The following is a 19,923-nucleotide window of genomic DNA, read 5'->3' on the forward strand; positions in this document are numbered from 1 at the left end:
TGGCGCGGCCCAAACCCGCACCGCCGGCAAGCGGTAAAATATGCACAGTTAATGACCCTGGACGACCGAATTTCAATCCTGCTGCGGCTCGCCCGCCACCTTAACTCGGATGAGGACGAGTTCCTCACCGCGCTGATGAAACGGACGGAGTTTAACAACAACTGGCTTACCTTAGCGAACCAGCAACGCGCGCTGCGTGCCGTAATCGACGAGTTCCTTCAGGAGAATAAGTTGCGCGAGTGGCTCTCGGATTATCCCATCGCTGCACCTGCGTTCCCGCCCAAAAAGACGGTTGGCCTCGTTCTGGCCGGCAACATTCCGCTCGTCGGACTGCACGACGTATTCTCGGTATTCCTTGCCGGTCACCGCGCGCAGATCAAACTCAGCAGTAAGGATCCCTACGTGCTACCCTACCTGCTCCAGCTGCTGGCCAAGTACGACGCGCGTGTGGAGGCCTACTTTACTATCGCAGAGCACCTTCACGGCTTCGACGCCATCGTGGCTACCGGAAGCAACAATAGTTCGCGATACTTCGAGGCATACTTCGGTAAGTACCCCCACATCATCCGACGCAACCGCAACGCCGTAGCCGTACTCACCGGCCACGAAACGGAGGAGGAACTGGAACGCTTAGGCGATGACGTATTCGCTTATTTTGGATTGGGCTGCCGTAACGTGTCGAAAATTTACGTCCCAAGGGGGTACGATTTCGATCCCCTCCTGGAACATTTTCACGAGTGGAAGGGCTACCAAAACCACGTGAAGTGGAAGAACAACTTTGACTACAATTTCGCCCTGCTGACCCTCAACAAGGAGCCATTTTACCACAACGGGGCGATCATTTTGCGGGAGTCCGAGCAACTGGCCTCCCACATTTCGGGGCTCTACTTCTCGTATTACAACAGCTTAGGGGCGGTGACGCAGGAGCTACGTGAGCGGGAAAGCGAGCTGCAATTGGTAGTAGCCCGGCCGGGCTTGCTCGATGTGCCGACGTTCGACTTCGGGCAGGCGCAGCGGCCGGGACTAGGGGATTACGCGGACGGGGTGGACACCATGGCCTTTCTGGCTACCGGCTTTTAAGCAGGGTTGTACCGATCCGTTCCGTATCCAAGATCAAATTGAGGTAGTAGAGTCCGGCGGGCAGTGCGGATAAGTCGAGCTGGTCGGAAAGCTGCTCGCCAACCTTGTCGTACGTTCTGACCTCCAGCAGTTGCCCGCTTACGTTCGTCAGTCGGAGTTCTACCCTTCCTTCGCTCGTGCCTTCCAGATCGAAGCGGAACCGATCGGTAACCGGATTAGGGTATACCTCCAACCAGTTTTGCGCATTGACCTCCTCGGTGCGGACCAGGAAGTTAGACCTTGCTGCAAGCTGATTGATGCAATTGGTCGGCGCGCCGCCCAGACCCGTGGGCGTGGTCGCGCTCTTTCCGAGGTGCACCTTGTCGAGCATCGTACCCGCCTCCCGGTTGGCAATCGTGATGGTGTGGCTACCCGCCGCCAGGGCGAATGAGATCGGACGGGTGTCGTCGTTGACTTGCTTCCACTCGAATCCGTTGGTGAGCATGTTGCTTCCGTCCGTGTTCTTCCAGAATTTGATCCAGTTGCCTCCGTCCACCTTTACCCAGAGGGAGTTAGTGCTGTTGTCGGGCGCATTGATGCGGCAGTACAAATAATAGGTGCCCGACTCGGAGAGCGTTGTTGTGAACGAGATGTCTTCTGAATTGGGTGGCCGATTGGGGGCGACAAACTGGTGGGAACCGCGGAAATACCGGTACTTACTGCCTGCGGCGGCAGCACTCTCGCCCGTTGCCCAGCCGCTACCGGCGGGAGCACACTCTGCTTCCCCCCAGAACGCTGCGTCACCTGAAGTTGGTGGCGGCGGCGGCGGCGGTGGCGGTGGCGGCGGCGGTGGTGGCGGGGCACTACCGCAGCCCGGGTCACTACCCGCCAGGCCGGACGGCATTTCGCTGTGGGAGGTCAGGAGTATTTTATCGAGTTTCATCCCATCCTCGCGGTAGGCGATTTCCAGGGTCGCCCGACCGGCGGGCAGGTTGAACGGGCTCTCGGGTGCCCGTCGCCAACTGAACCCCGCACCGTAGGTGGTCAGGCCTCTATACCAAACGATCCATTCTCCACCATTGAGCCGAAACCAGAACGAATCGTCGGAGGTGGTGGGTGCATCGGCGCGGGCGAAAAACTGGTACTGGTCCGCACGCGGAAGATCGAATTCAAACGATACGTGGTTGGCCGGGGGATTGCCGGGTACGCTACCGGTACTGTTCATTCCCGGCTTGATGTTGATGTATTCTCCATTGGAGGCCGTGGAGTGTTTGCCCGTCACCCAGTTGGTACCGACGTTTGCACATTCGGCTTCCCGAAAGGCGAAGTAGGGTTGGGGCGTACTCCCCTCCTGACCGACGGTGAACGATACGTCAAGCGTCGCCGGCTGATATCCGTTGGCGGTTGCACGTAGCGTATAGCGGTAGCTGCCGGCAGAAAGTCCGAGCGGGTTTACCGTGACTTCCACCTCACCAAAAGACTCTCGTACCGTTCCACTCGCCCGGTCGATGGTTAGCCACGCCGGGAGATCCGAAGTTTGGATGGTGTACCTCACCTCATCTTCCGCACTGTAGTTGGACAAGATAATTTCTGACTTTCTCACTTCCTTGCCCGTAGTGTTCAGGACAGCGGGGTGAAAGCCGAGTTTTTTGGTTTCATTAGGCCGAAAGGTCTTGACCCTGGTAGCAGCGCGGGCTTGGTTTACCGCGATCTCACCGCCGCCCATCACGATGAGGTTGCCGTTATACACTTTAGCTCCTGGAGCGATCAGGCGCAGTGGCAGGGTCATATCATCGAGGATCCGCCAGCTGTTAACCGCCGGATCGTACTCGGCTACTTTGGCACTCTCCTGGCCCTGTCCTCCGAGCGAATAGATCTTTCCGTTGTAGGCGAAGGTGCTTGGCTCAATGTGCGACTGTACGTGGGGGAAGTCGGCAAGTCGCTCCCAGGTATCCGTGAAGGGATCGTAGCGGTGGACGTAGGTCATGTTCTTACCCTTCTGGCATCCTTCGTGTCCGTGCTGGCCGGCGATCGCGTACAATTTACCCCCCAGGGTCACCGTACCAAAGTGATTCCTGGCCAGCGGCATGGGGGAGGTAGCGGTAAAATCTTGCCACCCCCGGTCGGGGTGGTCCAGGTCATACACCCAGTGATCATCAACGTCGCAGGCCGATCGGTAGTCGAACCCACCAAAGTAGTGGACCGACCGGCCCAGGCGGGCCATCCCACCGCCACCACCCCGCGCGGGGAGGGATGGCCCCAGGCTCCACCGATCGGTGGGTACGTCGTAGACCCATATCTGGTCCGTGGTGTGGTAGCCGACGTTCCCCGACCGGCCACCGGCCAACCATATCTGGTCGCCGACCACGGTAATGGCCGTATGCGTAAACCCGCCGAAGGAGCCGTCGGGTTTGTTCGGGATGGAGCTCAGCGTCGTCCAGGTGTTGGTGGCAGGATTGTATTTTTCGTTTACGTTCAGAAACCGGACATTGGAGGTAAACCCGTTGAAGTAGTAGAATTCGCCACGGTAACTGATCATAGCACCCTCCGCGCGGGGATAGGGCGACTGATTGATCACTTTCCAGCTTGGGTAGTCTCCGGCTGCGGAAGACTGGCCGGCTAAATTACCGGAAGCCAATTGTGTCAGGACGGCAAAAAGCACGATGAAGCGCAGGGGAAAGGGTAAGGGTATTCCCATAGGGTAGGCATTAATAGGTGTAGGTGTAAAATAGGTGTGAATACTATACTCTAATATCGGAAAGGATTCTAATATATGAGCAATATTTCATAAGTATTTATTGAATCCTTCCTCCTCTATTAAATCTGCCGGCCCTTACGCTCCAACTCATATATTGGCAACCTAAACTCCCCCTCATGCAGTCAGTCGATCTCCCCAAGAAAATTAATAGCTTTCGTGCCTACCAGGATACGTACCAACGCAGCGTCTCCGACCCCGAGGGGTTCTGGGCGGAACAAGCCGAAACCTTTCACTGGCACCAAAAGTGGGATCGCGTCCTGGACTGGGACTTTAGCAAGCCTAAGGTGGAGTGGTTTGGGGGCGGAACCCTGAACATTACCGAAAATTGTTTGGACCGCCACCTGGAGTCGCGGGGCGACCAGACGGCCATCCTTTACGAGCCCAACGAACCCGGTGGGGAAGTGATCAACCTGACCTACCGCCAGCTCCATGCGGAAGTTTGCAAGGTCGGAAACGCCCTTCGCTCCTTGGGCATCGGTAAGGGAGACCGCATATGTTTCTACATGCCCATGGTACCCGAACTGGCCATTTCGGTGCTGGCCTGCGCCCGGATCGGAGCGATTCATTCGGTGGTATTTGCGGGATTCAGTGCCCAGGCACTGGCCGACCGGGTAAATGATGCTAACTGTAAAATCATTGTCTGTTCGGATTACAATCGCCGGGGCAATAAAAACATTCCCGTGAAGGAGGTGGTGGACGATGCCATTGCCCTGGGTTGCCCGTCCGTAGAAATCGTTCTGGTCCATAAAAACACGGGGGAAACGGTGGCCTGGAACGATAAATTGGATGTATGGTACCACCACCGGGTCGACGAACAGCCGCTGACCTGCGCGCCGGAAGTCATGAATGCTGAGGACGTACTGTTTATTCTATACACCTCCGGGAGTACCGGTAAGCCGAAGGGGGTGGTGCATACGTGCGGCGGATATATGGTATACACTGCCTACAGCTTCCTGAATGTGTTCCAGTACGAGCCGGGCGACGTTTACTGGTGTACGGCCGATATCGGCTGGATTACGGGGCACAGCTACATTCTGTACGGCCCGCTCCTGTGCGGCGCCACGACCCTCATGTTCGAAGGCGTGCCGACCTACCCCGATGCGAGCAGGTTCTGGCAGGTGTGCGCCAAGCACCGGGTGAATCAGTTCTATACCGCACCGACCGCCATCCGCGCCCTTATGGCCCGGGGGAATAAGTTCGTAGAGGGCCACGACCTCAGCGACCTGAAGGTAATCGGCTCGGTCGGGGAACCCATTAACGAGGAGGCCTGGGAATGGTACCACGAGCACGTGGGTAAGGGCAAGGTACCCGTCGTTGATACCTGGTGGCAAACCGAAACCGGCGGCATGATGATCTCCGGGCTGGGCGGATTGAGTCCGCAAAAACCCACCTTTGCCGGTTATCCCCTCCCGGGAATCCAGATGGCGCTGGTAGATAAGAATACCGGCGAAGAGCTCATGGGGAACCCCGAAAGCGGCCTGCTCTGCGTAAAGTTTCCGTGGCCCAGCATCCTGCGGACGACCTGGGGAGATCACGAGCGCTGTCGCACTACCTACTTCACCACCGTAGCGGGCATGTACTTTACCGGTGATGGTGCCCGCCGCGATGCCGACGGGATGTACCGCATTGTCGGTCGCGTCGACGACGTCATCAACGTCAGCGGTCACCGCATGGGTACCGCTGAGGTCGAAAACGCAATCAACGAGCACGAAGGCGTGATCGAGTCGGCAGTGGTAGGATATCCCCACGAAATCAAGGGTCAGGGCATCTATGCCTACGTGATCGTTGCCGACAACGTGGCCCACGACGATGCGCTCCGGGAGGAGATCATCGCAATGGTCCGTCAGGAAATCGGCCCAATCGCGAAGCCCGATAAAATTCAGTTCGTCAGCGAACTGCCCAAAACCCGCTCGGGCAAGATCATGCGCCGCATCCTCCGCAAGGTCGCCGCCGGTGAGGTAGACCAACTGGGTGACACCTCTACCCTGCTGAACCCCGAGGCGGTACAGGAAGTGATCGACGGGGTGGTGTGATCTACTCGCCCAGGAAGGGGTAGCGGTGATCGACGGGGGGATCAAAATTTTCCTTAATCAGGCGCGGGCTGATCCAGCGGTGGAGGTTCAGGGCACTACCGGCCTTGTCGTTGGTTCCGGAGGCACGGGCGCCGCCGAAGGGCTGCTGTCCGACCACCGCACCGGTGGGTTTATCGTTGATGTAAAAGTTGCCGGCTGCGTTGCGTAGCGCTTTGGAGGCGTGCTCGATTACGCCGCGGTCGGTGGCGAACACTGCGCCGGTGAGTGCATACGGCGAGGTGGTATCCACCAGGTGCAGGGTCTTTTCCCAGTCTTCGTCTTCGTAGACGTAGATGGTGATTACCGGCCCGAAGAGCTCCTCCTCCATCGTTACGTAGTGGGGATCTTTGGTGAGCAGTACGGTGGGCTCAATGAAGTAGCCGTCGGACTTATCGAAGTTACCGCCGGTAACGATTTCTACATCGGCGTCTTCCTTGGCATCAGCAATATATTTGGTGATGCGGTCGAAGGCGCGCTCGTCGATGACGGCGTTGACGAAGTTACCAAAGTCTTCTACCGTTCCCATCTTCAGGCTGCCGGTCTTTTCGACCACGTGCTCCTTAATGGCCGGCCAGAGGGATGCCGGGAGGTAAGCGCGGGAAGCCGCGGAACACTTCTGGCCCTGAAACTCGAAGGCGCCCCGTACGATTGCAACCGCCACTTGTTCCGGATCGCTGGACGGGTGAACGGCGATAAAATCCTTTCCGCCCGTTTCACCCACGATGCGGGGATAGGTTTTGTAGCCCGAGATGTTGTTGCCGATCTCCCGCCACAACTCCTGGAAAACCTTGGTACTCCCGGTAAAGTGGAGTCCGGCAAAATCGGGGTGTTTGAATACGATGTCGCCCACTGCGGGTCCATCGGTGTAGATGAGGTTGATCACGCCCTTCGGCAGTCCGGCAGCTTCGAAGAGTTCCATGATGACGACGGCCGAGTAGATCTGGGTTTCGGCGGGCTTCCACACTACGGTATTTCCACACAGTGCCGGGGCAGCGGGCAGGTTGGCGGCAATGCTCGTAAAATTGAAGGGGGTGATGGCCAGCACGAATCCTTCCAGTGCCCGGTATTCGAGCCGGTTCCAGGTGCCGGGGGGCGAGTGAAGGGGTTGGTCGCGGTAAATCTCCTGCAAGAAGTAGGCGTTGAAGCGGAAAAAATCGCAGAGCTCGGCAACCGCGTCGATCTCCGATTGGTAGGCGTTCTTGCTCTGCCCCAGCATGGTTGCGGCATTCATCCGTGCGCGGAAGGGGCCGGCCAGCAGATCGGCTGCACGCAAAAAGACGGCGGCGCGCTGTTGCCACGGCAGGGCTTCCCAGGTGGGCTTGGCGGCGAGTGCGGCATCGATGGCGCGGTGGACGTGCTCGGTGGTACCGCGGTAAAAATGGCCGAGGGTGAAGGCTGTTTCGTGGGGTGGGTGAACGGCGACTTTCTCACCGTCAAGGATCCGCTCGCCGTTGATGAAGGCGGGCAATTCCCGTTCTGCTACCCTTGCCTCTTTGATGGCCTGCTTCAACTCCTCGCGTTCCGGGCTGCCGGGTGCGTAGCTGAGTACGGGTTCGTTGTAGGGGATGTCGATATTGAATATTGCGTCGGACATGGGGATTGGTTGGTTAGGAGCACCAAAGGTAGCAAGGCAAGTTGAAGGTCAGCGGCGTGGCGGTGTTCCCCTACTTTTTCCGTGCGGAGTTGAACGTGGGAATCCGTTCGAGGGCAACTTCCAGCGAGTAGCGCTCCTTGTCGCGCAGGGTTACGATTACCTGCCGCGTCCGGTAGCCGCTGGCGGAAATGAGCATGCGGTAGGTACCGGGGGCCAGGTAGCGGTAGAAATCTCCGGTGCGCCATTCACTGTAGACCGACGACCGCATCTCGTCGTGACCGGGAATGGTGATGTGGGCGCGCAGCGGCTTACCGGTGATGCGGTCGGTCACGATTCCGTGGACGCCGTATCGCGCTTCGTTTAAATAATTCAGCAAAGCCCCGCGGATGGACGTCCACAGTTCGGGCAGTTCCCGGGCGGGGAAGCGCTTTACGTTGGTGATTTCAACCGTCGCCTCCCGGGTGTGGTGGTAGTAGTTCATGTAATCCTGGCGGGATCCGGCGATGGGGTACCAATCGTGGCCGTTGGTCACGCCATTGGCCCGGTCCTTAAAGTAATTTCCGTTTTGGCTGTCCCGTTGGGCGGTTAGTGCGAACTCCCGGCTAACGCTACGCCACCAGTCGGTATCGGGGTGGCGGCTGCGGTAGGTGTCCCAGGGATAATTGAACAGTTCGGCCCCGCCGTGGAAGTTGATCGCAAGGTCGAACCCGTGGTGGGCGGCCGCCCGCATAAAAATGCGCGTTTCCGGTTGGTGATCGTTGCCGTCGGGAAACTGTCCGTCGTCGGGATCCGGGTAGTTGCGGTTCAGGTCAACGCCGAGCGCATTGCCCCGGCGGCTGTTGGCCAGACTGTGGTCGCCGCCGGCGTAGGCACCATCGGGGTTAGCGAGGGGGTTGATGTAAAGGACGGCTTCCCGGAGCAGGCCGCCTCGATCGTTGGTTAGGAGGTCTTCGGCGAGGCGGAGCAACACCCAGTACCCGGCCAGCTCATCGCCGTGCATGGCGGCCGTACACAGCACCTGCGGACGCGCCCGCTCGTACTGCACGCCCTGCGTCATTTTCAGGGCGAGGATTTTACGTCCCGATGGCAGGGTACCCCACACTTCCACCCGGCAGCGATCGGGGTGCCGACGCGCCAGTTCGTACATGATGCGCTCGTAATGGTCGTAGGTGGGGTAGGCATCTTCCGGCACGAGGCGATCGCTGCGGCAGTCGAATTCATTTACCGTGCGCAGTGGATCGCTCTGCGCCGCAAGCCAAGCTGAACTTCCTGTCAGCAGGAAGCAAAGTATGGGTAAAATCAATTTCACTGTGGTAAGGTACCTCGCTCGGGGAGCATTTGTTGTGTATTGCAGCGAAACAATACTACCTTAACCGCGCACTCCCAACATATAGTATGCAGCTTACCTCCCTCGACTGGATCATCGTATTTATCTTTTTCGCCGTTACCCTCGCCATCGGGCTCTGGGCCAGTCGGGATTCAGGAAAATCCACCCAGGAATTCTTTCTTTCCGGTCGCAACATGCCCTGGTGGCTCCTCGGCGTATCCATGGTGGCCACCACCTTTTCGGCCGATACGCCCAACCTGGTCACCGACATCGTTCGTAAGCAGGGGGTGGCCGGTAACTGGGCCTGGTGGGCCTTCCTGCTGACGGGTATGCTCACGGTGTTTGTCTACGCCCGCCTGTGGAGCCGTTCGGGAGTAATGACCGATCTGGAGTTCTACGAACTCCGTTACGCTGGTGCTCCCGCCCGCTTCCTGCGGCAGTTTCGGGCCATCTACCTGGGCGTGTTCTTCAACATTATGATCATGGCCACGGTCTGCCTGGCGGGCATCAAGATCGCCGGCGTGCTGCTGGACATCGATCCGATTACGACGGTCGCCCTGGTGTCGGTGGTTACCGTAATTTATTCCGCGCTGGGTGGACTTAAGGGCGTGATCCTGACCGATTTCGTACAGTTCATTTTCGCCATGGCCGGAGCGATCTGGGCCGCTTACGTCATAGTAAATCTGCCGGAAGTAGGCGGACTGGAAGCCCTACTTGCCCACCCCGAGGTAAACTCTCAGTTGGACCTGATCCCTGATTTCGACAACCCGTCGGTCTACGTCCCACTCTTCGTGGTACCCATCGCGGTGCAGTGGTGGAGCGTTTGGTACCCCGGTGCCGAGCCGGGTGGCGGCGGCTACGTAGCCCAACGGATGCTGGCCGCGAAGAGTGAAAATCACGCCGTTGGTGCCACCTTGCTCTTCAATGTTTTTCACTACGCCCTACGCCCCTGGCCCTGGATTCTCATTGCGCTTTGTTCGATCGTGATTTTTCCGGATCTCGACAGCATTGCCGCAGCATTTCCTAACGTAGCGCCCAGCGTGATTAACGACGACCTGGCCTACCCCGCCATGCTGAGTCACCTACCGACGGGGCTGCTCGGCCTGGTCATCGCCTCCCTGATCGCGGCCCTGATGTCGACCCTCAGCACCCACCTTAACTGGGGCTCCAGCTATGTGGTACACGACTGGTACCACCGCTTCATCAATCCCGACGCCTCCGAGGACCGCCTCGTGCTCATTGGTCGCATCAGCACGGTGGCCCTTATGGTGCTGGCGGCCGTGTTCGCCCTCGCCCTTACGAATGCGCTGCAGGCCTTCAACATTCTACTGCAAATCGGTGCCGGTACGGGGTTGATCTTCATCCTCCGCTGGTTCTGGTGGCGCATCAACGCATATACCGAGATTGCCGGGATGTTCATCTCCTTTGCCGTAGCGCTCTTCCTTGAATTCGGGTGGGAGCCCGCGGGCTTTCCCGGGCTACTCGATTACCAAAAACTGATCACCGGTATCGCACTGACCACGGTGGGCTGGGTGACCGTAACCCTGATGACCCGGCCGACGGAAATGGCGACCCTCCAGAACTTCTACGCGACAACCCGGCCGGGCGGCCCGGGATGGGACCCGGTGGTTCGCAGCATGCCCGAGACCATCGATGCACGGGACGACGGACAGCTGCCCCTGCGTATTCTGGCCATGCTGGTGGGTGCGATCACCGTTTATTCTACGCTATTCGCGACCGGATTCTACCTGTATGCCAACCTCAGCGGCGCGCTAACGGCTCTGGTGGTTGCTCTCGTCGGAGCGGGCACCCTGCTCTACATTTGGCGGAAGCTGCGGTAAGATCTACTCTCCGCGGCTCGCGTCGTCGACGGCTTCCTGCGCCATGCGGAGGTATACGCCATTGGTCCAGCCGAAGCCATCCTGTCGGGGGTAGCCGCCGCCCCCTTTTGCTTCTACGCTGATTTCCTCGACGTTGTACATCTGGACCAGCTTATTCAGCTTTTCATAGACTTTCTCGTTGTTGTCCATCCAACGCCTGCGAATGGTGGAAGCAAGTTCATTGGCACCGTAGCGCTTCATGCCGTCGTAGGCCATCCACTGCAGCGGCGGCCATCCGTTGGGGCTGTCAAACTTAAAACCGGTGGTATTCAGCGTCGTACGTAGTCCGCCGGCGGCAAGGAAGGATGACTTCAGTCGCCGGACAACCGGCGGGGTGTGATCCTGATCGGCCAGGCCGACAAAGAAGGGGTAGATACCCGCCAGGCTGAGGTAGCCGGTGGGTCGGCCGGTGGTCCAGTTGAGGTCTTCGTACCACTTGGTCGACTCATTCCAGAGATACTTCTCCACGGCACGCTTGCGCCGCTCGGCGCGTTGGGTCCAGGCGTTCTTTTCCGGGATTAGCTCGGAGTGCTCGGCAATGGTAGCCTCCAGGTGATAGAGAAGGGAGTTGAGGTCGGGGGGGACAATCTCCGTGGTGTTTATCGTGGAGATATTCCGACCGTCCGCAAACCACCGGCCGCTGAAATTCCAGCCGGATTCGATGCAACTCCTCAGTTCGTGGGCCACCGTCTGGCTGTCGCGTTCGCTCTCGCGGATGATGGCGAGGTCTTCCCGGTAGCTCTCGGCGCGGGGGCGGTGTCCCGCGTCGTAGTACCGGTTAAGCAGTACGCTATCGGCCATCCACACGACGTGTTTTACCGCGCGGTTTTCGGGACCGACCTCGGTCTCGCCGTCCATCCAGAAACGGTGCTCCGCCTTTAGCTGATCGAGGAATTCGGTGTACACGCCATCCCCTTCAATATTGGCGAGCACATCCACCATGAAGGAGAAAAAGGGGGGTTGGGACCGCGTCAGGTAGTACGTCCGGTTGCCGTTGGGGATGAACCCTAAATTATCGATGAGGTATGCGAAGTTTTCCACCATATCCCGCACCGTGGCGACCTCGCCGGCCGTCGCGAAGCCGAGCATGGTGAAGTAGGAATCCCAGTAGTACACTTCGCGGAATCGCCCACCAGGAACGAAGTAGTTTTCCGGCAGTACGATCAGACTGCCCGCTCCCCCTTCGTCGCTTCCGGCCTCGCGGGTCAGCACCGGCCAGAGGGCATTTATGTGGCCCACGATCCCGCGGTCCCCCCTACTGGCAAAATTATTAGAGGTATTGATCGGTGGAGCGAAATTCTCAGTTACGAACGATTCCAGGTTGAAGGAGTCCGTTCCTTTTTGCTCCGCGTAATCCGCCATGATTGCCGCCGCGGTACGCCGGGGAATCATATCGACGAAGGTTTTGCTCTCCTCAAACAACTGCTCCATTTGCACCCGGCGGAAGAGCTCGCCGAACAAAATATCCGGAGGCTCCAGCTGGTCAGCAAGAATGGTGTCGGGTCGAATAGTGACGGTTCTGGGTCCGTCGTTGGCCTCCGGGGCATTTGGGTTATCGGTGCAACCCAGCAGGAGGGTCAAAATCGCAAAAGCGAAGTAGCGCATGGGCCGAAAGATATTAAATTTAGCGGTGCGCTACCTCGTCCTGCTACTTTTACTTTCGCCGACCGCTTGTCCCGGAGGGCAGGTCACCCCCGGCCCGACTCGTTCATTCCGTTGCCACTAGCTACCTATGCCGGCAGCACGGGCACGACCGACCGGAGAAGCGGGAGAGGCCTAACTTCGCCCGCTCAATTCAGCACATTATGCCCGCCTACACCGCCGATTACGTTTTCCCCGTGAGCTCCGCCCCCATTGCCAACGGGATCGTGGAAACCGACGCTAGCGGTACGATCATTCGGGTGAGTGACCCGGCTTCGGCTGGATTCACTGCACCTGCGTCCCCGCCGGAAAAGGTGACGGGCGTATTGATTCCCGGCTTCGTCAACGCGCACTGTCACCTGGAACTGAGTCACTTAAAGGGCAAGAGCGCGACCGGAAAAACACTGCTGCCCTTCCTCGTCGATGTCGTCACGATGCGGGACGTGCCGCAGGCGGAAATCGACGCGGCCATCGCGGAACAGGACCGCCTCATGTGGGAACGGGGCATTCAGGCGGTGGGCGACATTTGCAACAAGCTCGACACCGCGGAGGTCAAGCGCAACAGCCCGATCCGCTACTATAATTTCGTGGAGATGTTCGACTTCCTGCAGCCCGACCGGGCGGAAGCCAGTTTCGATCAGTACGTTCCGGTTCACAGCGGACAACCCTCGCCCAAAAGTGCCGTCCCCCACTCTCCCTATACGGTCAGTGAACCCCTGTACGCCAGCATCAACGCGCTTAACCGGGGTACGGAAACGGTCAGCATTCATAACCAGGAAACATTGGCGGAGGACGAGCTTTTCCTGACCGGTGACGGAGATTTTCGAGCCTTCTTCGAGGGTTTTGGAGCCACGCTGGACCACTTTCGCGCACCCGGTACCCCCTCCATTTTTCACGCCATGCAGCACATGGATCCCCGCAAACGGACACTCTTCGTGCACAACACGCTGACTACCGAAGAGGCCATTTTCGCCGCCCGAGCGTGGGGAGAAAACGGCGTATACTGGGCCACCTGTCCCAACGCCAACCTATACATCGAAAATCGCCTCCCCCGTTACGAACGGTTTTTGCGTACCGACGCGAAGGTGTGTATCGGTACCGACAGCCTCACCTCCAACTGGCAGCTCGACGTCCTCGATGAGCTGCGCACCATATCACGCTACCAGAGCTTCATTCCCTTCCCTACCCTCCTGCGCTGGGCCACCCTGAACGGCGCCGAGGCCCTGCAATTCGACGCTGAGTTCGGCAGTCTCGAGGTAGGCAAGCGGCCCGGATTGCTGGCACTACGGGACCTGGAAGGCGACGAACCGGCCAACTTCAGTATCGGGGCGGGCACGCGGGTGCAACGGCTGTCGTAGACGTGCAAACAACCTCGGTGCGTGCCACGGTGTCTTTATGGTATGCTAAGAATTCTGTGTTTCCTGTTTACCGCTTCCGTAGTTGCCCAGTCCCCCATGCTGGATGCTACGGCCGGCCCGGTCAAAAGCTGGGAAGCGGATCACCGCTGGGAAACCATCGACGACATCGACGGACGTTTCCGCATCGAAACACCGGGCCCCTTCGAACACAAGATCGACACCCTGGAGACCGCGATGGGGCAGCAGGCCTTTCATACCTACTTCTTCAAGGTGCCGGAAATCGACCGGGCGGAGAACCTGATCTATGTGCTGAGTTACGTCGATTACCCCACCGGGGCGGTGCACCAGGATAGCACCGAACTCGTGGGTGAATTCTTAGCTTCCACCGAGGAGGCAGCAGCCGAGGCCCTGCGGGGCGAGGTGGTGTACGCTACCGAGCGGGAAGTACTCGGCTATCCCGGGCGCATCTGGCGAATCGACTATAAAGACGGAGAAGCGAGCGCCCGCACCCTCGCTTTCGTGATCGGCAACCGCTACTACGAGCTCAAAACCTTTTCGCTGACGGGCCGGGGACTGAGTGATTCCTCCGACCGCTTCTTCCGCAGTTACCGGTATCTGGGGGGACCCCGGTAGCGAACCGCCCCGGCGTAGCCACGTTCAAGCGCAAACTACCGTATGGAAATCAATTTGAAGGGACAAACGGCGATCGTAACCGGTTCCAGCACCGGACTCGGCCGCGCCTGTGCCATGGGCCTCGCCGACGAGGGAATGAACGTCGTAATCAACTACCACAGCAGCAAGGTGGAGGCGGAAGATGCCGTCAGTGAAATCCAGCAGCGGGGCGGGCAGGCCATCGCCGTACAGGCCGACGTATCGAAGGAAGACGACGTCGAACGGCTCTTCCAAACCTGTCTGGATACCTTCGGCCACTTGGATGTACTCGTCAGCAACGCCGGCCTACAGTCCGATGCCGCGTTCACCGAGATGACCCTCGCACAGTGGAATAAGGTGATCAGCGTAGACCTGACCGGCCAGTTTCTTGCCTGCCGCGCCGCCGCCCGAATTTTTAAGAAGCAGGGGGTTCACGAGCACGGTCGGGCAGCGGGAAAGATCATCTGCATGAGCAGCGTTCACGACGAAATTCCCTGGGCTGGCCACGTCAACTACGCGACCGCCAAGGGCGGAGTGAAAATGATGATGGAAAGCCTGGCACAGGAACTGGCGGCCGATAAGATCCGGGTAAATTCCATCTCCCCGGGTGCAATCCAGACGGACATCAACCGGGAAGCCTGGGAAACCGAAGAGGCCCTCGATAAATTGCTTACCCTGATTCCCTACGGCCGCATCGGAGAACCTGAGGATGTAGCGAATCTTTGCGTGTTCCTGGCCAGCGACGTCAGCGATTACATCACCGGTACCACCGTGTACGTCGACGGGGGCATGATGCTCTACCCCGGTTTTCGGTTCGGCGGATAGCCCAGCAACAGCAGGGTAACCGTAAATAGGGATACGCCCACCGAGCTTTCCAGCGTATTCTCCACCAGGCAGCTGAGCAGAAATACCGTCCATACGCCAAAGAAGGCCGGATCGCGCCACCTGCCGTCGCCGAAACCGATGAGCAGAAAACAGCCTACGGTGATCGCGAAGCCCAGCAGGCCACTACCGGCCAGGGCACTAACGAATTGATTGTGCGGTCGTTTGCCCGGTGTACCGGGCAGGCGGTCCGCGTAGATCCGATCCATTTCCATCCGCAAGTTCCCCGGTCCGACCCCCAGCACCGGATGTTTCCGCCAGAGCTCTAGTCCGAACTTGATGCTGGTCAGCCGGCCTTCGTCGGAATACTCCAGGGCATCCTTGTTCGGGTCGCGGTGGAGGAGTTCGTAGCGCATGTACTGCAACTTGGTACGAAAGGAAGGTACGGTCAGGTACGCCAGGGTGGGGATCGCGACGGCAACGAGCAATCCGTAGACGAGGTAGCGATAGCTGCCCTGGCGTACGGAGGTCCAGACCAGGACCACGCCACAACCAGCATAAGCGGCGACCAAGCCAGAACGCACCGCCAGCAGGTGTAGTCCCGCGAGCAGAAACAGCGAAAGCGCCAGCAGTACCCGGTCCCGGTAGCGAAACCATCCCTCGAGGCCGATAACCGTAGCAATGGCAACCAGTAAACTGAAGCGAATGTGGTTTTCCCGGGGTACGGGCATGGGTTTTCCCTGACCGATCAGCTCATTGATGGCCCCAAAGTGAAGGGCGTAGTTGAGCAGCACACCAGTAAGCACCACAGCGATAAAGACAAGCACTGCCCGGCGACCGATTTGCCCGAGCCGAATGAATCCCGACCGGTCGAAGGCAATTGCCGCCCAGGCGAAGGGGAGAATGAGCAGGGGAAGTTTGATGCGTAATCGCTCCAGGAGGTAGGGCCAGTCTTCCGTCTGTGGTATCCCGACAATCAACAGCAGGTAAAGGCCCGTGAGCCCCCAGTAGAGGGAACTTTGCAGAAGAAGGGGGAAGCCGCGTCGCCAGTCGGGATTCAGTCCCCGGTCCCGCCCGAGCACGAGTAACAGCGCAGTAAGGATGATGCCGATCGAAAGCACGACGGGTGAGAACACCATTCCCACGAAAATGCCGGCCAGGGTGATCACCAGCAATATTCTCCGCAGGGCGTTGTCCGGGTCGGGCCTCATGGTGGCAAGATACCCTTGCTACCGCCGACGTTTCTATCTTCGCCCCCCAAATTGCCGACCCATGGATGTATTCGAACGCGTCAACCAGCTGATCGCCGAAATCGAGGCCGCTACCGCCACTTCTCCGGCGGAGGTGGAGGAATTCCGTATTCGTTACCTGGGTACCAAGAATGTTCTCAAGCCCCTAATGGGCGAGATGCGCAACCTTCCCGCCGACCGGAGGCGCGACTTCGGCCAGTTGGTCAATCGAGCCAAGGAAGTCGCCCAGGAAAAGTTTGATGCCCTGAGTGCCGCGGCCACCTCGGCGGAAACCGAGCGGGAAGGCCAGGACATCGACCTGACTGCCCCCGGTGAGCCGCTTCCCCTCGGAAGTCGTCACCCCATCTCGCTCACCATGCGGCGTATCGTTTCGATCTTCGAACGCATCGGCTTTGCGGTAGCGGAGGGCCCGGAAGTCGAGGACGACTGGCACAACTTCTCGGCCATGAACACCCCCGAGGATCATCCGGCCCGGGATATGCAGGACACCTTTTACGTCGCCGCCGGCCTACCCGCCGGCCCCGATAATGCCGCCATGCTGCTGCGCACCCACACCAGCTCGGTGCAGGCCCGGACTATGGAAAATCAGCAGCCGCCGATTCGGATCATCGCCCCGGGCAGGGTGTACCGCAACGAAACCATCAGCGCGCGCAGCCATGCGCAATTTCACCAGGTGGAAGGCCTCTACATCGCGGAGAAGGTGAGCTTTGCCGACATGAAGGCCACGCTGCTCCACTTCGCCCGGGAGATGTACGGTGAACAGACCAAAATCCGGCTGCGGCCCAGCTACTTCCCCTTCACCGAGCCCAGCGCGGAAATGGACATCTGGTGGGGACTGGAAACCGAACACGACCACCGCATCACCAAGGGCACCGGCTGGCTCGAAATTATGGGCTGCGGCATGGTCGACCCCCAGGTACTTCTTAACTGCGGGATCGACCCCGAGAAGTATAGCGGTTACGCTTTTGGCATGGGCATCGAGCGGCAGGCCATGTTGCTGTACAACATTACCGATATCCGGCTGATGTTTGAGAACGATGTTCGGTTTTTGCGGCAGTTTGCTTCCGTCCTGTAGCGTCCACTTCAGTGGACACGCTGCTTTGCCGTTTTTTATAACAGCGGGACGGCTAAAGGCCGTCGCTACTTTCATGGACACGCTGCTTTTCCGTTTTTTATAACAGCTTGACGGCTGAAGGCCGTCGCTACACGTAAATATCAAGAATGGAGACCACTCCAAAGGCCACGCTCGCCACCCCGTTCGTGGTAAAGAAGGCAAGGTTAACCCGGCTCAGATCGCCCGGCCTGATGAGGGTATGCTGGTAGGCCAGTAGGCACAGAAATACCAGTCCACCGACTAGGGTAAGTACGCCAAACTCCGGATACAGCCGGTACTGAAGCACCAGGGCGTAAATCAGGACAGCGGAACAGGCAAAGTGGATCAATCGGCCCAACCGCAGGGCATTTACCGTTCCCAACCTCACGGGAATGGAGTAAAGCCGTTCCTCCCGGTCGAAATGCTCATCCTGCAGGGCATAGACGATGTCGAAGCCCGAAACCCAGAGCAGCACTACCACCCCGTAGAGAACGGGTAGTAAAGCCCACTCCGCAGTCACGGCCAGATACGCACCGATGGGCGCCAGGGCGAGTCCCAGACCGAGTACGAAGTGACAGAGGTAGGTGAAGCGTTTGGTGTAGCTGTAGCCGAGAACGACGAGCAAGGCCACCGGCGAGAACAGTAAACATAGCGTATTAAGCAATCCCGCCGTGCCGATGAAGAGCAACCCGTTCAGGACGACAAAAGCAAGGGCGGCCCGGGCCGAAATGATGCCGGCAGGAATTTCCCGTACGGCAGTGCGTGGATTTTTAAGGTCAATCTTGCGATCCAGCCACCGGTTGAACGCCATGGCCGCCGAACGCGCGAACACCATACACAGGATCACCAACAGCAGGTTTCGCCAACTCAGGACCCCCTGATCCAGCGTAGCCAGGAAGAACCCCAGCAGCGCGAAGGGAAGGGCGAACACCGTATGCGAGAACTTTACGAGAGAGAAAAAAGCACCGGCCCGCTGAATGGTCGTCATAAATTGCGCTGAACTGATCGTATGGTGTAAAAGCCATACGGACAAAATTGTTGCCCCCCCGACCAACGTCGCCCGCTCCCCCACCGTCTGACCCCACAAATACCCAACGATGAAACATATTCTCCACCTATGCGGACTGGCGATTCTGCTTACCGGCTGCCTCAGCGACGAATGCCAGGACGAAATCACCTACCAGTCCTACACGCCGATCATCGTCTCCGCCGCAGACTGGCGGTTGGATGAATTTGCTACCGCCCCCGCTTCGGACATCTGCGATCCAAGCGGTTTTTACGTCTACGGCAATTACCTGTTTGTCCTGGACCGCAACGAAGGTCTCCACATCATCGACAATACGGACAACGCCAATCCCCGCCCCGTTAAATTCCTGCAAATACCCGGCGGACAGGGCATTGCGGCACGCAACTCCATCCTGTACGTGAACCAGTACGTAGACCTGCTCGCCTTCGACATCAGCGATCCGGCGGACCCGGAGTTTCTGAGTCGCACGAAGAACGTATTCGAGCTCTACAGCACCTTTTCCACCAATCTGGTCCACGACGGCGATGTGGTGGTCGGCTACACCGAAGGAACGGAGTCCGTAACGGTAGACTGCAACTCACCTTTCTACAATCAGGGTTGGTACCTAGAGGACGACGTTCTGTTTGCTGCCGAGCGCGCCCAAGTGAATAACTTCTCGACCGCCAACGGCGACTTTGCCGCCATGCAGGCCGGAGGCACACCCGAAACCGTCGGCACCGGCGGCAGCCTGGCCCGGTTTACCATCAGCAAGGGTACGCTATACGCGGTGGACGATAACTCCCTGCGCACCTTCTCCCTGGCCAAAGCGGACCAACCGGAATTCGTTGGTACGAGCCAGCTGGGCTGGGGCATCGAGACCATTTTCCCCTACGGCGACGAGCTTTACATCGGAGCCAATAACGGCATGCACATCTACAGCATCGACAGCCCCCACGATCCGCAGTATCTGTCCACCTTCCAGCACGTGCGCAGCTGTGATCCGGTGATCGTTCAGAATGACATCGCCTACGTCACGATGTGGGGCGGCAGCAATTGCGGCGATCAGGGCGACCGCCTCATGGTCGTAGATGTAGAGGACCCGAGCGATCCCCAACTGCTACAGGAAATTCCGATGGTAAACAGCCATGGTTTGGGTATCGATGGAGACCGACTGTTCCTCTGTTCGGCAACCGATGGCATCAGGGTATATTCGGTGACACCCGAAGGACTGCTCAACGAGGAAGTGCACCAGGCCACCGGTTTCAATGCGATGGACGTGATTGTCCGCCCCGTACAGAACGAGCTGATCGTGTTCGGATGGGAGACCAACGGGATAAAGCAGTACGACTACTCAGACGACGGAATACTCACGGCAGTCAGCGACTTATCGGTTTGTGACTAATTTTCTACCA

At 58.7% G+C, this 19,923-nt stretch carries 14 protein-coding genes; 8 read left to right on the forward strand and 6 right to left on the reverse strand.

The genetic code is table 11. From position 1 onward, the window contains the following. Positions 1–51 precede the first annotated feature (51 nt). A complete protein-coding gene (locus GGR28_RS04405) occupies positions 52–1,080 on the forward strand; it encodes an acyl-CoA reductase (protein ID WP_183494487.1) in 1,029 nt (342 codons plus the stop codon). Here the strand turns inward: GGR28_RS04405 and GGR28_RS04410 are convergent. Continuing rightward, positions 1,067–3,757 carry a Kelch repeat-containing protein gene (locus GGR28_RS04410; protein WP_183494488.1) on the reverse strand — a complete coding sequence of 897 codons (2,691 nt, stop codon included), beginning with the start codon at positions 3,755–3,757 and terminating at the stop codon, positions 1,067–1,069. The genes GGR28_RS04405 and GGR28_RS04410 overlap by 14 nt on opposite strands. A 176-nt stretch (positions 3,758–3,933) precedes the next feature. On the opposite strand from GGR28_RS04410, the gene acs reads away from it, so the two are divergent. After that, complete coding sequence (gene acs / locus GGR28_RS04415) at positions 3,934–5,850, forward strand: acetate--CoA ligase (protein ID WP_183494489.1); 1,917 nt, start codon at positions 3,934–3,936, stop codon at positions 5,848–5,850. Between the two features lies 1 nt (position 5,851). On the opposite strand, the gene pruA is transcribed toward acs, so the two are convergent. Both pruA and GGR28_RS04425 read right to left on the reverse strand, forming a co-directional pair. Then, on the reverse strand, positions 5,852–7,483 hold the full coding sequence (gene pruA, locus GGR28_RS04420) for an L-glutamate gamma-semialdehyde dehydrogenase (RefSeq protein ID WP_183494490.1): 1,632 nt from the start codon (positions 7,481–7,483) through the stop codon (positions 5,852–5,854). A gap of 70 nt (positions 7,484–7,553) precedes the next feature. Continuing rightward, positions 7,554–8,792: a M14 family zinc carboxypeptidase gene (locus GGR28_RS04425; RefSeq protein WP_183494491.1), complete on the reverse strand. Its 1,239-nt coding sequence runs from the start codon at positions 8,790–8,792 to the stop codon at positions 7,554–7,556. Positions 8,793–8,878: 86 nt separating this feature from the next. Between GGR28_RS04425 and GGR28_RS04430 the strand changes: the two genes are divergently transcribed. After that, positions 8,879–10,651 carry a sodium:solute symporter family protein gene (locus GGR28_RS04430; RefSeq protein WP_183494492.1) on the forward strand — a complete coding sequence of 591 codons (1,773 nt, stop codon included), beginning with the start codon at positions 8,879–8,881 and terminating at the stop codon, positions 10,649–10,651. A gap of 3 nt (positions 10,652–10,654) precedes the next feature. On the opposite strand, the gene treF is transcribed toward GGR28_RS04430, so the two are convergent. Further along, positions 10,655–12,295 (reverse strand): alpha,alpha-trehalase TreF, encoded by a 1,641-nt coding sequence (gene treF, locus GGR28_RS04435; protein ID WP_183494493.1) that lies wholly within the window; start codon positions 12,293–12,295, stop codon positions 10,655–10,657. Positions 12,296–12,495: 200 nt separating this feature from the next. On the opposite strand from treF, the gene GGR28_RS04440 reads away from it, so the two are divergent. From GGR28_RS04440 to GGR28_RS04450, 3 genes are read left to right on the forward strand one after another with little or no spacing between them, the layout of a single operon-like run. Further along, positions 12,496–13,689, forward strand: coding sequence for an amidohydrolase family protein (locus GGR28_RS04440; protein ID WP_221233787.1), 1,194 nt, complete (start codon positions 12,496–12,498; stop codon positions 13,687–13,689). A gap of 42 nt (positions 13,690–13,731) precedes the next feature. After that, a complete protein-coding gene (locus GGR28_RS04445; protein WP_183494494.1) occupies positions 13,732–14,322 on the forward strand; it encodes a hypothetical protein in 591 nt (196 codons plus the stop codon). Positions 14,323–14,364: 42 nt separating this feature from the next. Further along, complete coding sequence (locus tag GGR28_RS04450; RefSeq protein WP_183494495.1) at positions 14,365–15,165, forward strand: SDR family oxidoreductase; 801 nt, start codon at positions 14,365–14,367, stop codon at positions 15,163–15,165. On the opposite strand, the gene GGR28_RS04455 is transcribed toward GGR28_RS04450, so the two are convergent. Beyond that, on the reverse strand, positions 15,138–16,373 hold the full coding sequence (locus tag GGR28_RS04455) for an O-antigen ligase family protein (protein ID WP_183494496.1): 1,236 nt from the start codon (positions 16,371–16,373) through the stop codon (positions 15,138–15,140). The genes GGR28_RS04450 and GGR28_RS04455 overlap by 28 nt on opposite strands. 61 nt (positions 16,374–16,434) lie before the next feature. On the opposite strand from GGR28_RS04455, the gene pheS reads away from it, so the two are divergent. Next, on the forward strand, positions 16,435–17,487 hold the full coding sequence (gene pheS / locus GGR28_RS04460) for a phenylalanine--tRNA ligase subunit alpha (RefSeq protein WP_183494497.1): 1,053 nt from the start codon (positions 16,435–16,437) through the stop codon (positions 17,485–17,487). A 127-nt stretch (positions 17,488–17,614) separates the two neighbouring features. Here pheS and GGR28_RS04465 read toward each other — a convergent pair whose 3' ends face one another. Continuing rightward, positions 17,615–18,493 carry a UbiA-like polyprenyltransferase gene (locus GGR28_RS04465; RefSeq protein WP_183494498.1) on the reverse strand — a complete coding sequence of 293 codons (879 nt, stop codon included), beginning with the start codon at positions 18,491–18,493 and terminating at the stop codon, positions 17,615–17,617. Positions 18,494–18,602: 109 nt separating this feature from the next. Here GGR28_RS04465 and GGR28_RS04470 point away from each other — a divergent pair, with 109 nt between their 5' ends. Further along, positions 18,603–19,913, forward strand: coding sequence for an LVIVD repeat-containing protein (locus tag GGR28_RS04470; protein ID WP_183494499.1), 1,311 nt, complete (start codon positions 18,603–18,605; stop codon positions 19,911–19,913). Positions 19,914–19,923: the final 10 nt, after the last annotated feature.

Origin of the sequence: Neolewinella aquimaris (assembly GCF_014197245.1) — a bacterium.
Taxonomy (GTDB): domain Bacteria; phylum Bacteroidota; class Bacteroidia; order Chitinophagales; family Saprospiraceae; genus Neolewinella; species Neolewinella aquimaris.

What these genes read in the sequence shown, in the direction of transcription:
- GGR28_RS04465 (WP_183494498.1), bottom strand. Translation starts at nt 18,493, where the DNA reads ATGACGACCATTCAGCGGGCCGGTGCTTTTTTCTCTCTCGTAAAGTTC.
- pruA (WP_183494490.1), bottom strand. Translation starts at nt 7,483, where the DNA reads ATGTCCGACGCAATATTCAATATCGACATCCCCTACAACGAACCCGTA.
- treF (WP_183494493.1), bottom strand. Translation starts at nt 12,295, where the DNA reads ATGCGCTACTTCGCTTTTGCGATTTTGACCCTCCTGCTGGGTTGCACC.
- GGR28_RS04450 (WP_183494495.1), top strand. Translation starts at nt 14,365, where the DNA reads ATGGAAATCAATTTGAAGGGACAAACGGCGATCGTAACCGGTTCCAGC.
- GGR28_RS04410 (WP_183494488.1), bottom strand. Translation starts at nt 3,757, where the DNA reads ATGGGAATACCCTTACCCTTTCCCCTGCGCTTCATCGTGCTTTTTGCC.
- GGR28_RS04455 (WP_183494496.1), bottom strand. Translation starts at nt 16,373, where the DNA reads ATGAGGCCCGACCCGGACAACGCCCTGCGGAGAATATTGCTGGTGATC.
- pheS (WP_183494497.1), top strand. Translation starts at nt 16,435, where the DNA reads ATGGATGTATTCGAACGCGTCAACCAGCTGATCGCCGAAATCGAGGCC.
- GGR28_RS04470 (WP_183494499.1), top strand. Translation starts at nt 18,603, where the DNA reads ATGAAACATATTCTCCACCTATGCGGACTGGCGATTCTGCTTACCGGC.
- GGR28_RS04440 (WP_221233787.1), top strand. Translation starts at nt 12,496, where the DNA reads ATGCCCGCCTACACCGCCGATTACGTTTTCCCCGTGAGCTCCGCCCCC.
- GGR28_RS04430 (WP_183494492.1), top strand. Translation starts at nt 8,879, where the DNA reads ATGCAGCTTACCTCCCTCGACTGGATCATCGTATTTATCTTTTTCGCC.
- GGR28_RS04445 (WP_183494494.1), top strand. Translation starts at nt 13,732, where the DNA reads ATGCTAAGAATTCTGTGTTTCCTGTTTACCGCTTCCGTAGTTGCCCAG.
- GGR28_RS04405 (WP_183494487.1), top strand. Translation starts at nt 52, where the DNA reads ATGACCCTGGACGACCGAATTTCAATCCTGCTGCGGCTCGCCCGCCAC.
- acs (WP_183494489.1), top strand. Translation starts at nt 3,934, where the DNA reads ATGCAGTCAGTCGATCTCCCCAAGAAAATTAATAGCTTTCGTGCCTAC.